The organism is Georgenia sp. M64 (assembly GCF_038049925.1).
Lineage (GTDB): Bacteria > Actinomycetota > Actinomycetes > Actinomycetales > Actinomycetaceae > Georgenia.
The window spans coordinates 2,788,714-2,802,206 of the sequence record NZ_CP145809.1 but is presented as its reverse complement, the minus strand read 5'-3'; the positions used below and the strand labels follow the sequence as shown (position 1 = coordinate 2,802,206).

Annotated in this window: 13 protein-coding genes; 6 read left to right on the top strand and 7 right to left on the bottom strand. The window is 74.8% G+C overall.

What is annotated here, in order from left to right; all coding sequences use genetic code 11:
• Positions 1-313: 313 nt before the first annotated feature.
• Complete coding sequence (gene cimA / locus AAEM63_RS12645) at positions 314-1,951, top strand: citramalate synthase (protein WP_341358625.1); 1,638 nt, start codon at positions 314-316, stop codon at positions 1,949-1,951.
• Between the two features lie 158 nt (positions 1,952-2,109).
• A complete protein-coding gene (locus tag AAEM63_RS12640) occupies positions 2,110-3,159 on the top strand; it encodes a biotin/lipoate A/B protein ligase family protein (RefSeq protein ID WP_341358624.1) in 1,050 nt (349 codons plus the stop codon).
• Here AAEM63_RS12640 and AAEM63_RS12635 read toward each other — a convergent pair.
• The 3 genes from AAEM63_RS12635 to AAEM63_RS12625 are packed head-to-tail and all read right to left on the bottom strand — an operon-like array spanning position 3,144 to position 5,491.
• The gene (locus AAEM63_RS12635; RefSeq protein ID WP_341358623.1) at positions 3,144-3,884 is read right to left on the bottom strand and encodes a YggS family pyridoxal phosphate-dependent enzyme; all 741 of its coding nucleotides are present in this window, start codon (positions 3,882-3,884) and stop codon (positions 3,144-3,146) included. The genes AAEM63_RS12640 and AAEM63_RS12635 overlap by 16 nt on opposite strands.
• Before the next feature lie 10 nt (positions 3,885-3,894).
• Entirely contained in the window at positions 3,895-4,668 is a 774-nt protein-coding gene (locus AAEM63_RS12630) for a putative protein N(5)-glutamine methyltransferase (protein ID WP_341358622.1), read from the bottom strand.
• Complete coding sequence (locus AAEM63_RS12625; protein WP_341358621.1) at positions 4,661-5,491, bottom strand: endonuclease/exonuclease/phosphatase family protein; 831 nt, start codon at positions 5,489-5,491, stop codon at positions 4,661-4,663. Before AAEM63_RS12625 ends, AAEM63_RS12630 begins: the two co-directional genes overlap by 8 nt.
• A gap of 59 nt (positions 5,492-5,550) precedes the next feature.
• On the opposite strand from AAEM63_RS12625, the gene AAEM63_RS12620 reads away from it, so the two are divergent.
• Both AAEM63_RS12620 and AAEM63_RS12615 read left to right on the top strand, forming a co-directional pair.
• A complete protein-coding gene (locus AAEM63_RS12620; RefSeq protein ID WP_341358620.1) occupies positions 5,551-6,246 on the top strand; it encodes a hypothetical protein in 696 nt (231 codons plus the stop codon).
• A 16-nt stretch (positions 6,247-6,262) separates the two neighbouring features.
• Positions 6,263-6,844, top strand: coding sequence for an HhH-GPD-type base excision DNA repair protein (locus tag AAEM63_RS12615; protein WP_341358619.1), 582 nt, complete (start codon positions 6,263-6,265; stop codon positions 6,842-6,844).
• An 18-nt stretch (positions 6,845-6,862) separates the two neighbouring features.
• On the opposite strand, the gene AAEM63_RS12610 is transcribed toward AAEM63_RS12615, so the two are convergent.
• The 4 genes from AAEM63_RS12610 to AAEM63_RS12595 are packed head-to-tail and all read right to left on the bottom strand — an operon-like array spanning position 6,863 to position 11,548.
• Positions 6,863-7,696: a phosphatase PAP2 family protein gene (locus AAEM63_RS12610; protein WP_341358618.1), complete on the bottom strand. Its 834-nt coding sequence runs from the start codon at positions 7,694-7,696 to the stop codon at positions 6,863-6,865.
• Between the two features lie 36 nt (positions 7,697-7,732).
• Positions 7,733-8,362: a pentapeptide repeat-containing protein gene (locus AAEM63_RS12605; RefSeq protein ID WP_341358617.1), complete on the bottom strand. Its 630-nt coding sequence runs from the start codon at positions 8,360-8,362 to the stop codon at positions 7,733-7,735.
• Positions 8,363-8,421: 59 nt separating this feature from the next.
• Positions 8,422-8,907, bottom strand: coding sequence for a Cys-tRNA(Pro) deacylase (ybaK, locus tag AAEM63_RS12600; RefSeq protein ID WP_341358616.1), 486 nt, complete (start codon positions 8,905-8,907; stop codon positions 8,422-8,424).
• A 1-nt stretch (position 8,908) separates the two neighbouring features.
• Entirely contained in the window at positions 8,909-11,548 is a 2,640-nt protein-coding gene (locus tag AAEM63_RS12595; protein WP_341358615.1) for a DUF3516 domain-containing protein, read from the bottom strand.
• 43 nt (positions 11,549-11,591) lie between these two features.
• Between AAEM63_RS12595 and AAEM63_RS12590 the strand changes: the two genes are divergently transcribed.
• Together AAEM63_RS12590 and AAEM63_RS12585 are read left to right on the top strand one after the other, a co-directional pair.
• Positions 11,592-11,867, top strand: a complete 276-nt coding sequence (locus AAEM63_RS12590; RefSeq protein WP_341358614.1) for a hypothetical protein — start codon at positions 11,592-11,594, stop codon at positions 11,865-11,867.
• A 51-nt stretch (positions 11,868-11,918) separates the two neighbouring features.
• Positions 11,919-13,361: an alanine/glycine:cation symporter family protein gene (locus AAEM63_RS12585; RefSeq protein ID WP_341358613.1), complete on the top strand. Its 1,443-nt coding sequence runs from the start codon at positions 11,919-11,921 to the stop codon at positions 13,359-13,361.
• The last annotated feature ends 132 nt before the right edge of the window (positions 13,362-13,493 follow it).

Sequence of the window (13,493 nt, the reverse complement as noted above, 5' to 3'; positions counted from 1 at the left end):
GCGGTAGGTGTGGTCCGGCGCCGGGTCGCCGGCGGGGGTGGCGCGCCGGGTCCACGATGTGGGCGCACCCGTCCACAGTCGGACGGCGATGTGGCACACTGACGGACGTGACGCCGTCCCAGCTCATTATCGGCTAGCGCATCAGGCCCACCCGCCCGATGCGCAACCTCCCGTACCCCGGGAGGTTTTTTTGTTGCTGGGGCCACCCCTCCCGGCAACGGTTGCCGGGAAGGACCGGCAGCACCGGTACCGGCACCACCGCCGCCGGAACGAGCTGGGACCACGTCGCCCGACCGGCCCTCGAGGAGTTCACATGTCCAGCACCGCAGCCGCCCCCGGAACCGCCGCGCCGAGCGCCGGCCCGGCCACGACGGTCCAGGTCTACGACACGACGCTGCGCGACGGCGCCCAGCAGGAGGGGATGAACCTCTCGGTGGCGGACAAGCTCGCCATCGCCGCCCTGCTCGACGAGCTCGGCGTGGACTACATCGAGGGTGGCTGGCCGGGCGCGATCCCCAAGGACACCGAGTTCTTCGCCCGGGCCGCCAAGGAGCTCGACCTGCGCCACGCACGCCTGGCCGCCTTCGGGGCCACCTGCAAGCCCGGCGCGCTACCGGCGGAGGACGCCCAGGTGCGCGCCCTGGTGGAGTCCGAGGCGCCGGTCGTCACGCTCGTCGCCAAGAGCGACGTGCGCCACGTCGAGCGGGCGCTGCGCACCACCGGCGAGGAGAACCTCCGGATGATCGGTGACACCGTGCGCCACCTCGTGGGCCTGGGCCGGGAGGTCGTCGTCGACGCCGAGCACTTCTTCGACGGCTACCGCTTCGACCCCGACTACGCCCTGCGGTGCGTGCGGACGGCGTTCGAGGCCGGGGCCGAGACGGTCGTGCTGTGCGACACCAACGGCGGGATGCTGCCCGACTGGGTCGCCCAGGTCGTCGGCGAGGTCCGCGCCGCGACGACCGGGCGGCTGGGGATGCACGCACACAACGACTCCGGCTGCGCCGTCGCGAACACCCTCGCCGCGGTGGCCGCCGGCGCCGGGCACGTCCAGGGCACGGTCAACGGGTACGGCGAGCGGACCGGCAACGCCGACCTGCTCACCTGCGTCGCCAACCTCCAGCTCAAGCTCGACACCCCCGTCCTGGACGGGGCCGGGCTCGCCGAGGCCAGCCGGGTCGCCCACGCCGTCTCGGAGATCACCAACATCAGCCCCTACGGCCGCCAGCCCTACGTGGGCGCGTCGGCCTTCGCGCACAAGGCCGGTCTGCACGCCTCCGCGATCCGGGTCGACCCGGACCTCTACCAGCACATCGACCCCACCGCCGTCGGCAACGACATGCGCATGCTCGTCTCGGAGATGGCCGGGCGGGCATCGATCGAGCTCAAGGGCCGCGAGCTCGGCTTCGACCTGTCCGGACGCTCCGAGCTGCTGGGGCGCGTGACCCAGCGGGTCAAGGACGCCGAGGCGCAGGGGTACACCTTCGACGCCGCGGACGCCTCGTTCGAGCTCCTGCTGCGGGAGGAGCTCGACGGCCGCGCGCCGCGCTACTTCGAGGTCGAGAGCTGGCGGACCTTCGTCGAGCACCGGCCCGGGCGGGACGGCACCGTGGACTCCGAGGCGACGGTGAAGCTGCGCACGGGCCACGGGCGGATGGTCAGCACCGGGGAGGGCAACGGTCCGGTCAACGCCCTCGACCACGCCCTGCGCGCCGCGCTCGTGGGCACCTACCCCGAGATCGAGGACTTCGAGCTCATCGACTACAAGGTGCGCATCCTCGACACCCAGCAGGGCACCGACGCGACCATCCGGGTCCTCATCGAGACGTCGGACTCCGTGCGCAGCTGGTCCACCGTGGGGGTGGGGACGAACATCATCGAGGCGAGCTGGGAGGCGCTCACCGAGGCCGTCACCTGGGGTCTGCTCCACCACGGCGTCGAGCCGCGCTGAGCCCGCGGGCCGCTGCGGCGCGGCGCACGGCCGGTCGCCCTTGGCCGCCCCGGGCGCACGCCCGGTCGCCCCGGCGCTGCCCGGCCGCCCCGGCGCACGGCGGGCCGCCCGGCCGGCCTCTGCCGCCCTCGCCCCGCCGCGCGGTTAGTGTGGTCGCCGTGCATGGTGAGTACAAGGTGCCCGGCGGCAAGCTCGTCGCGGTCGACGTCGACGTCGTCGAGGAGCGCCTGAGCGGCGCACGGCTCTCGGGGGACTTCTTCCTCGAGCCCGACGCCGCCCTGGACGACATCAACGGAGCCCTCGACGGGATGCCCGTCACGGCGTCGGCGGACGACCTCGCGGCCGCCATCACCCGGTCGCTGCGCCCCGGCGCGAGCCTGGTCGGCTTCACCCCCGAGGCGGTCGGCATCGCCGTGCGCCGCGCCCTCGGTCACGCCACCAGCTGGTCGGACCACACCTTCGACGTCATCCACGGCGACCCGATGCACCCGGCCATGCACGTCGCGCTCGACCAGGTGATCCCCGAGGAGGTCGCCGCCGGGCGCCGCGGCCCGACGATGCGGATCTGGGAGTGGGACGCCCCCCTGGTGGTCATCGGCTCCTTCCAGTCCGTGCGCAACGAGGTCGACACCGATGCGCTCGAGCGGCACGGCATGTCCGTGGTGCGCCGGATCTCCGGCGGCGGCGCGATGTTCATGGAGGCCGGGAACTGCATCACCTACTCCCTCGTGGTGCCGGAGTCCCTCGTGGAGGGGCTCAGCTTCGAGCGCTCCTACGCCTTCCTCGACGACTGGGTGCTCGGTGCGCTTGCCGAGGTGGGGGTGCGGGCGCGGTACGTCCCGCTCAACGACATCGCCTCCGACCAGGGCAAGATCGGCGGCGCCGCCCAGAAGCGGTTCGCCTCCGGTGTCGTGCTGCACCACGTGACGATGAGCTACGACATCGACGCCGACAAGATGCTCGACGTCCTGCGCATCGGCCGCGAGAAGCTCTCGGACAAGGGCATCCGCAGCGCGAACAAGCGGGTGGACCCCATGCGCTCGCAGACCGGGCTCTCGCGCGAGGCGATCATCGACTCCTTCCTCGACCACTTCCGCGGCCGCTACCGCACCGAGGAGTCGGACTACCGGCCGGCGGAGCTCGACCGGGCCGAGGAGCTCGTGCACAGCAAGTTCCTCGCGCCGGAGTGGACCTACCGGGTGCCCTGAGCACGCTCGCCGAAGACCGCGGTCCCGACCCGGACGATCGTCGCGCCGGCGGCGACGGCGGCCTCGAGGTCACCGCTCATCCCCATGCTCAGCGCGGTGGCCCCGGCGGTCCCCGGCCGGCCCGAGGCGAGCACCTCCGCACGCACCTCGGCCAGGAGGTCGAAGGAGCGCCGCACGACGCCGGGGTCGGCGGACCGCGCCCCGACGGTCATGAAGCCGCCGAGGCGCAGGTGCGGGAGGGCGGCGACCACGGCAGCCAGCCCGGCGGCCCCGCGGGGGTCGACGCCGGACTTGGTCGCCTCGCCGGAGGTGTTGACCTGGACGAGGACGTCGAGCGGTCCGGGCGGGCCCTCACCGGCCCCCGTGCCGGCCGCCACCGCCCGGTCGAGACGCTCCGCCAGGCGGGCCGAGTCGACCGTCTCGACGCAGGTGGCCCACCGCAGCACCTGGTTGACCTTGTTCGTCTGCAGACGGCCGATGAAGTGCATCTCGTGCCGGGGCACCCCCGGTGCGGCGAGGGCGGGGCCGGTGGCCACGAGCTCCTGGGCGCGGTTGTGCCCGAGCAGGCCCGCCCCGGCGTCGAGCGCCGCGAGGATCGCGCCCACGGGCTGGGTCTTGACCGCCAGCAGGAGGCGGACCTCGCGCGGGTCGCGGCCGGCGGCGGCGCACGCACCGGCGATCCGGTCGCGCACGGCCGCGAGGCGCGCGGCGAGGTCCTCGTCCATCCCTCGCACCCTAGCGAGCGGTGCCGACGACGACCGTCGCGTCCAGGTCCGCGTCACGGACGACCCGGGCGCCGAGCCCCGCCGCCGCCACCAGGGCGGCCGTGCGCGCCGCCTGCCGGGCGCTCGTCTCGAGCACGAGATGGCCGCCCGGGGCGAGCCATCGCCCCACGTCCGCAGCGATACGGCGGTGGACGTCGAGCCCGTCCGCCCCGCCGTCGAGGGCGACGAGCGGCTCGTGGTCGCGTGCCTCCGGCGGCATCGTCGCGATCTCGCGGGTGGGGACGTACGGCGCGTTCGCCAGGACGAGCCCGACCCGTCCGGCCAGCTCCCGGGGCAGCGCCGCGAAGAGGTCCCCGTGGTGCACCGTGGCTGCCGCGCCGAGGTTGCGGCGCGCGCACCGCACGGCCGCGGCGTCGACGTCCGTCGCGTGGAGCTCGACCCCGCCCACACGGGCGGCCAGTGCGGCCCCCAGGGCGCCGGAGCCGCAGCACAGGTCCACCACGATGGCGGGGGAGCGGACGAGGCGCACGGCCTCGCGCACGACCAGGCCGGACCGGCGGCGCGGGACGAAGACCGAGGCGTCCAGCGTCACCCGCACGCCCTCGAGCTCGACCCAGCCGAGCACGAGCTCGAGCGGCTCGCCGGCGACCCGGCGTCCGAGCGTCTCCTCGAGCTCGGCAGCGGTGGGTGCGGCGGCCACGAGCAGCGCCGCCTCCTCCTCGGCGAAGACGCTCCCCGCCGCGCGCAGGCGCGCGACGACGTCCCCGAGCCCCGGCTCAGCCACGCGGCGCCGGCCCGGCCACCCGGTGCGCACCGGGATCGCGCGGACCCGCCGCCGGTGGTCCGGGCAGGGCGACGTCGACGACGAGGGCGCGGTGGTCCGACATGCCCAGGTCGAGCGACCGGCCCTCACCCGTCACGGTCATCTCGCCGTCGGCGAGGATGTGGTCGAGCTGCTGGTCCGGCCGGTCCAGCGGGAACGTCGGGGCGGTGACGAGCGGGCGCAGGCCGCTGTACCGGGCCGGCCGCCCGCCCGCCATGTTGAGGTCCCCCAGCAGGACGAGCGGCCGGGGCATGCCGCGCACCTCGCGGACGAGATGACGCAGCTGGGCCACGTTCCAGCCGGGCACGAACGTCAGGTGGGTCGCGACGACGGTGAAGGTGCCCTCCCGGGCGGCCACCACGGCGGCGACGGCGGTCCGCAGCTCGTCCTTGACGAGCACCGGCCGGCGCCGGCCCGGGAAGAGGACGGGGACCCGGCGGGACGGGCCCGGCAGGTGCAGGACCCGCCAGTGCTCCACGGGATGGCGGGTGAGCAGGGCGATGCCGTACACCGAGGCCTCCGGTGCCTCGTCCCCGGTCGCCGCCGTCCACAGGCCCGGCGTGCCGTGCATGGTGGCGACGAAGCGGTGCTCCGGTGCGCCGAGGGCCGCCGCCGCCATCGCCGTGAGGTCCGCGCCGTGGGAGCGCGGCTGGTCGCGGTCGACCTCCTGCAGGGCCAGGACGTCGGCGTCGAGGGTGCGCACCGCGCGCTCGAAGCGCGCGAGGTCCACCTGGTCGTCCGCCAGGGACCGACCGTGGAGGATGTTGAAGGTGGCGATCCGCATCGCCTCCTCATTGTGCCGGTCGTCGTGCGGGGGCGCGCGCGGTGGTGTAGACCCCTTCCATGGACGACCACGACCGCGCCGAGCTGCACGAGGGCATGCGCATCGTCGGCTCCGCCCTCTCGGCCGCCCAGATCCCCTTCGCCCTCGCCGGTGGCTTCGCCGCGTGGGTCCACGGTGCGCCCGAGTCCGACCACGACGCGGACTTCGTCGTGCGCGAGCACGACGTCGAGAAGGCGCGGGCGGTGCTCGAGGAGACCGAGGGCCTGCGCGTCGAGGACCCGGTGGAGAACTGGCTCTTCAAGGCCTACCACGGCGGGGCGCTGATCGACCTCATCTTCCGGCTCGGCGGGGCCGCCGTCACCGAGGAGATGCTCGAGCGCACGGACAGCTTCGACGTCTTCGGCGTGCCCATGCCGGTGCTGCGCGCGACCGACGTCGTCGCCGAGAAGATGCGGGTCCTGACCGAGCAGCGGTGCAACTTCTCCGACCTCCTGCCCGTGGTGCGGGCCCTGCGCGAGCAGGTCGAGTGGGACGAGGTCGCCGACCGGGTGGCGGGGAACCCCTACGCGGAGGCCTTCCTGTTCCTCCTCGAGCGGCTCGCCGTCGCACCCGGCGGGACCGTCGACCCGCTCCGGGGGACCGACGGGGCGGGCGGGAGCGCAGGCGTCCCGGCCCGGCCGGACGCCGGCCCGGCGGAGGAGGCACCCGTGCACCGAGGGGGCGTCAGCGCCGCGGCGGCGACCCCGAGCCGGTGATGGCAGGATCGGGACCATGGCCGACGACCTGCACATCACCGGTGACCCCGAGGCCGACGCGCTGCTGAGCACCGACCCGCTCGCACTCCTCGTCGGGATGCTCCTGGACCAGCAGGTCGCCATGGAGACGGCGTTCGCCGGTCCGAGGAAGCTGCGGGACCGGCTCGGCTCCCTCGACCCCGAGCTCCTCGCGCGGATGGACCCCGAGGCGCTCACGGAGGTCTGCCGCACCCCGCCGGCCGTGCACCGCTACCCCGGCTCGATGGCCGGACGGATCCAGGCGCTGAGCGCCTACCTGCTCGAGCACTACGACGGCGACGCCGCCGCGCTGTGGACCCGCGGGGAGCCCGACGGCGCGGAGGTCCTGCGCCGGCTCAAGGCCCTGCCGGGGTTCGGCGAGCAGAAGGCGAAGATCTTCCTCGCCCTGCTCGGCAAGCAGCGCGGACTGACCGCGCCCGGCTGGCGCGAGGCCGCCGGGACCTACGGCGAGGCGGGGGCGTACCGGTCGGTGGCCGACATCGTCGACGCCGACTCCCTCACCAAGGTGCGCGAGACCAAGCGGGCCGCCAAGGCGGCGGCCAGGGCGCCGAAGGCCTGACCGGCAGGCGCGGACCGGTCAGGCGCCGTCGGCGGCGGGCTCGCGGCGGCGCAGGGTCAGCCACAGACGGTGGGCGGTGATGACCGCCAGGGCCCACGCCAGGCCGAGACTCCAGCCGGCGATGACGTCGGTGAGCCAGTGGTGGCCGAGGAAGACCCTGCTCAGGCCCATCGCCACCACGAACAGCAGCCCCACCGTGACCGCCAGGACCCGTTGCCACGTCGCCGTCGTCCGCAGGAGGACGAGGTAGACGACCACCACCGTCAGCACGGTCGCGTTGAGGGTGTGACCGCTGGGGAACGACGGGGAGGTCTCGAGCGGGGGGACGGCGAGCTCGGCCGGCGGGCGGATGCGTCCAACCCAGCCCTTGCCCACCATCGTCATCGCCAGGGAGCCCGCACCCGCGACGAGCGCGAGGACCACGGGGGTCCACCGGCGGTGCACGGCCACGAGGACGGCGACCGCGGAGCCGGCCAGCACCGGCATGCCGACCGGGCCGCCGACGTCGGTGAACGCGGTCACCGCCGTGTTGAGGTCGGCGGTGCGCAGGTCGACGGCGGCGTCGAGGACGGGCTGGTCGAGGACGCTGATGCCGTCCTCGTCGGCCACGTTCTCCTGCACGGTGTGCGTGACGGCGGTCAGCCCGACCATCGCGGCGCCCGCCACGGCGACGAGAACGACGAAGGCGAGGTTCGCCACGGACCACCGTCCGGCCCGGTGGAGCGGCTCGGGGAGACGGCGGGCCACCCGTGCGACGAGGGCGACGAGGCCCCGGCCGAGCATCGAGCGCCAGGACGTGACGTCGCGCCTGCCGATGGTCTCCTCGGACGTGCGGGGCGCGGGAACGGGCACCGTCCCAGTTTGACGAGGGCCGGGCCGACCCGCACCTCAGCCGTGGACGGTCACCCCCGCCTCGCGCAGCAGCGCCGGCAGCAGGGCGTACGCGTCCGCCTCGCTGACGCTCGCCCCGCGCAGCCCGCCGACGCCGCTGATCCCGCCGAGCCGGCAGCCCTCCAGGCGCACGCGCTCGCAGCGCAGCCCCGCGAGCTGGGCGCCGGAGAGGTCGCAGTCCACCAGGACGACGTCGCTCAGGCTCGCGCCGGTGAGATCGGCCTCGGTGAGGTCGCAGCCGCGCAGCACGACGTGCTGCCACACCGCATCGCGCCAGCTCGTCAGCGAGGCCCGCGCGCCGTCGAGACGCACGGCGCGCAGCCGGACCCCGGCGAGCTGGGCGCCGGTGAGCCGCACCTCGCGCAGCGAGCACCGCACCAGGGAGAGGTCCTCGGCGCGCAGGTTCGCCAGGTCCGCGCCGTCGAGGCGGCAGTCGACGAGGGTGACCCCGCGCCACCGGCCGCCGGCGCCCTGCAGCCGGTCCAGCGCGGACGCCTCCACCTGCACCTCGGCCAGCTCGGCCCCGGCGAGGTCCATCCCGGTGAGGTCCGCCGCGTCGACCACCAGGGCACCCAGCCCCGCCGCACCGACCTGGTCGAGGTGGGCCGCCACGGCCGGCTCGGGCACCTGGGGCCCCTCCCGCCGGGAACGGCGCGCCGCTCCACCCCGGTTCGTGCCGGGGTCGCTCACGGCCGGGCCACCGGCGCCGCCGTCGCGCCGGTGAGCGTGAGGAGGTCGGCGGGGGAGAGCTCGACGTCGAGGCCGCGGCGGCCCGCGCTGACCAGGACGGTCGGCCAGGCCGTGGCGGTCACGTCCACGACCGTGGGCAGCGCGGTGCGCTGCCCGAGCGGGGAGATGCCCCCGACGACGTACCCGGTGGCGCGCTCGGCGTCGGCGGCCTCGGCGAGGACCGCGCGCCGGCCGCCGCACGCGGCGGCCAGGCCCTTGAGGTCGAGCCGCCCGGCGACCGGCACGACCGCCACCACGAGCGACCCGTCGACCCGCGCCACCAACGTCTTGAGGACCCGGGCGGGGTCGACGTCCAGGGCCTCGGCCGCCTCCGCGCCGTAGCTCGGCGTGGACGGGTCGTGGTGGTACTCGTGGACCGTGTGCGGCACGCCCCGCTCCGTCAGGACCCGCAGCGCCGGGGTCCGACCGCCGCGGCGCGCCATCTCAGCGCGGCCCCACGGCCAGGACCCGGACGACGGCGGCCCCCGCCGCGTCCGAGGCGTCCAGGTCCACCAGGGCCGTGACGCCCCAGTCGTGGTCACCGGCCGGGTCGTCGAAGGTCTGGCGCGCCAGCCAGGTCCGGCCCGGGCGCAGGACGCCGTCGGGCACGTCGGCGTCGGTCGGGTGCTCGTCGATGTCGACCAGGGTGGCCGAGCGCGCCTCGGGGCCGGTGCCGAGCCAGTCGTACTCGCGCCAGTAGCCGTCCAGGGCTCCGGCCCACCGCTCGGCGTCCCACCCGGCGTCGCCGTCGAGACGCCCGAGGACCTCGTGGGCCTCCCGGGCGGCGAGCTCGACCCGGCGGAAGAGCGCGTTGCGCACGGCGACGCGGAACGCGTGGCGGTTGCGCGTGAACGCCCAGACGCCGTCGGCGTCCGCACCGAAGCGGCGCTCCACGGCGGTGGGCGTGTCGTCGAACACCGCGACGGCGCCCGCCGCGGCGGCCGCGCCGGCGGCCAGGGCCTCCCACTCGTCCAGGAGGGAGGAGTCGACCGATCGCACGAGCTCACCGAGCCAGTCGATGATCGCCGCGACCTCCTCGGTGCGGGCGGCGTCGGGCACCACCTGACGCAGCGCCCGGTAGGCGTCGGTGAGGTAGCGCAGGACCACCCCCTCGGAGCGGGCGAGCTGGTAGCGCGAGACGAGCTCGGAGAACGTCATGGCCTGCTCGACCATCTCGCGCACCACCGACTTGGGGTGCAGCTCGTAGTCCGACACCCACGGGTTGGTCCGCCGGTAGGTGGTCAGCGCGGCGCCGAGGAGCTCGGCGAGCGGCTGCGGCCAGGTGACGTCCTCGAGGAGCGCCATGCGCTCGTCGTACTCCAGGCCCTCGGCCTTCATCGCCCCGACGGCCTCGCCCTTCGCCGCGCGCTGCTGGGCGTAGAGCAGGGGCCGGGGGTCCTCGAGGGTGGCCTCGATGACGGAGACGACGTCGAGGGCGAAGTCGGGGGAGTCCGGGTCGAGCAGGTCCAGGGCGGCCAGCGCGAACGGTGACAGCGGCGCGTTGAGGGCGAAGTCGCGCGGCAGGTCCACCGTGAGGCGCACGTAGGGCTCACCGGGGTGCTCCCGGCGCCAGGACGCCGAGGCGTGCTCGACCACCCCGGCGGTGCGCAGCGACCGGTAGATCTCCACCGCGCGCCTCAGGTGCGGGTTGCGCTCGCGATCCGGCTCGTGGTTGTCGGTGAGCAGGCGGTACATCGCGGCGACGGGGTCGCCCGGCCGGGCGAGGACCGACAGCACCATCGTGTGCGTGACGTGGAACTGGCTCGTCAGTGGTTCCGGGTCGGCGTCGCGCAGCCGCTCGAAGGTCTTGTCGGTCCAGTTCACCGCCCCGGCGGGCGCCTTCTTGCGCACGATCTTGCGGCGCTTGCGCTCGTCGTCGCCGGCCTTCGCCAGCGCCTTGGCGTTCTCGATGACGTGGTCCGGCGCCTGGACGATGACCTCGCCGGTGGTGTCGAACCCGGCGCGCCCGGCGCGCCCGGCGATCTGGTGGAACTCCCGGGCCGTGAGGTGGCGGGAGCGCTCGCCGTCGTACTTCGTCAGGGACGTCACCACCACCGTGCGGATCGGGACGTTGATGCCCACGCCGAGGGTGTCGGTGCCGCACACGACGCCGAGCAGGCCCTGCTGGGTGAGTCGCTCGACGAGGCGGCGGTAGCGCGGCAGCATCCCGGCGTGGTGCACACCGACGCCGTGGCGCAGCAGGCGGGAGAGGATCACCCCGAAGCCCGGCCCGAACCGGAAGTCCCCGAGGGCGTCGGCGACCCGGTCGCGCTGCTCGCGGGTGGCGACCTGGACCGAGGTGAGCGACTGGGCCCGTTCCACGGCGTCCTTCTGGGCGAAGTGCACGACGTACACGGGGGACCGGTGGGTCTGGACGAGCTCGAGCAGCAGGTCCTGGATGGGCTCGACGGAGTACGCGTACGTCAGCGGCACGGGCCGCTCGGCGTCGGCGACGACGGCGACGTCGGTACCCGTGCGGCGGTGCAGGTCCGTGGCGAAGAACGAGACGTCGCCCAGGGTGGCCGACATGAGGAGGAACTGGGCGCCGGTGAGCTCGAGGAGCGGCACCTGCCACGCCCAGCCGCGCTGCGGGTCGGCGTAGAAGTGGAACTCGTCCATGCACACGACGGCGTCGCCGTCGTCGCCCGCACCGCCGTCGCGCAGCGCCTGGTTCGCGAGGATCTCCGCGGTGCAGCAGATGATCGGGGCGCCGGGGTTGATGGCGCTGTCGCCGGTGACCATGCCGACGTTCGCGGAGCCGAACAGGTCGACGAGGTCGAAGAACTTCTCGCTCACCAGCGCCTTGAGCGGCGCGGTGTAGTACCCCGTGCGTCCGGTGGCCAGGGCGGTGAACAGCGCGCCCATGGCCACGAGCGACTTCCCGGAGCCGGTGGGCGTGGCGAGGATGACGTGGTCGCCGGCCACCAGCGACATCAGCGCCTCCTCCTGGTGGGGGTAGGGCGGCAGGCCGGCCGCGGCCGCCCAGGAGGTGAAGGCCTCGTAGATCGCGTCCGGGGTGGCGCCGGCGCTGTCCTCGAGGTCGTCGAGGAGCACGTTGAGGGCGGCGCCGGTGGTGGTGGACATGCCCCGATCCTCTCATCGCCGCCGCCACGCCCTCGGACCTACGATGAGCCGACGACCCGAGGAGGACCCGATGCGCATCGCCGAGGACTTCGACCGGTCGGCGTTCGGCCGCTGGGTCAACAGCCCAGCGGGCCGGGTCTTCCGGGTCGGCGCCGGCACCGCCTTCCTCGTCGCCGGCTTCCGCGGTCGCCGCACCCGGGCCGGGCAGGCCTCCATCGCGTGGGGCGTGCTGCCGCTGTCCGCCGGGGCGCTCGACTGGTGCTACATCAGCGCGGCCCTCGGTGGTCCGCTCCGCGGGCGCGGCTGCCGGGCGCTCTGACCACGGACCACAATGGGGCCGGCCACCCAGCCGTCCGCCGATCGGAGCACCGTGACCGAGGCCCTCAGCGTCGCCAACGACGCGCTGTACACCTACGCCCTCGTCGGGCTCCTCGTCCTCGCCGGCGTCTGGCTGACGTGGCGCACCCGCGGGGTCCAGGTGCGGCTGTTCGGGCAGATGCTCCGCCACGTCACGCGGTCACGGCGCGGCGCCGAGGGCGGGATCTCCTCGTTCCAGGCGTTCGCGATCGGCATGGCCACCCGCATCGGGATCGGCAACATCACCGGTGTCGCGATCGCGCTCATCCTCGGCGGTCCGGGAGCGATCTTCTGGATGTGGCTCGTCGCGCTCGTCGGCATGGCCACCGCGTTCTCCGAGGCGACGCTCGCCCAGGTCTTCAAGGTCCGGGCCCTGGACGGCACGTTCCGCGGCGGGCCTGCCTTCTACATCCAGCGCGGCCTCGGCTCGCGCCGGTGGGCGACGGTCTTCGCCTTCCTCCTCGTGGCCTCGATGGCCGTGGCGATGCCGATGGTGCAGGCCAACACGATCTCCGCGACCCTCGCCGGCTCGCACGGCGTCCCGGTCTGGGCCGCCGCGCTCCTGCTCGTCGTCCTCACCGCGGTCGTGGTGCTCGGCGGGGTGCGCGGGGTGGCCCGCGTGGCCGAGGTCATGACCCCGCTCATGGCGCTGGCCTACGTCGTCGTCGCGGTCGCCGTCGTCGCGGGCAACCTGGGCGCGCTGCCGGCGTTCTTCGGCGACATCCTCGCCGGCGCGCTCGGGCTCGACGCCTCGCTCGCCGGGATCGGCGGGGGCGTGGTCGCCGCCGTCCTCAACGGGGTGCGCCGGGGCCTGTTCTCCAACGAGGCGGGCATGGGCACCAACCCCAACGCCGCCGCGACCGCCACCGTGGCCCACCCGGTGCACCAGGGCCTCATCCAGTCCCTCGGGGTGTTCGTCGACACGATGCTGGTGAGCACCGCCACCGCCTTCATCATCCTCGCCTCGGGGATGCTCGAGCCGGGTGTCACCGGGCTGGACGCCGGCGCCGAGCTGACCACGTCCGCCGTCACCACGGCGCTCGGGGCCTGGATGGCGTGGCCCATGACGCTGATGATCTTCTTCTTCGGCTTCTCCTCGATCCTCGGGGCGTACGCCTACGCCGACGTCAACATGGACTTCCTCCACGCCGGCCGGCACGCCCGGCACGTCCTGCGCGGCGTCGTCGTGCTCACCACCGGGGTGGGCGCGGTGCTCGCGCTGCAGACGGTGTGGGCGCTCATGGACACCGCCATGGCGTTCCTCACGGTGGTCAACCTCGTCGCCGTGGTCCGCCTGGCCCCGTGGGTCGCGGCCCTGCTGCGCGACTACGAGGGGCAGCGCGGCGGGGCCGAGGTGCGCTTCGACGCCCGCGACCACCCGTCGCTGCCCGGCCACCTGCCCGGCGACGTCTGGCTCGGACTGCCCCTGGACCGCTCGGGCACCCCCGGCCACTGACGGCGGCCCCGTCCCAGGTCCGGGGACCGCCGCTCCGCTCGCCGCGCCGCCCGCCCCGGCTGCGGTTACTCTTCCCCGGTCCCGATCCGCCTTGCCACGGCGCTCCGCGCCTGGGTCCCACCCGAGGGGAAG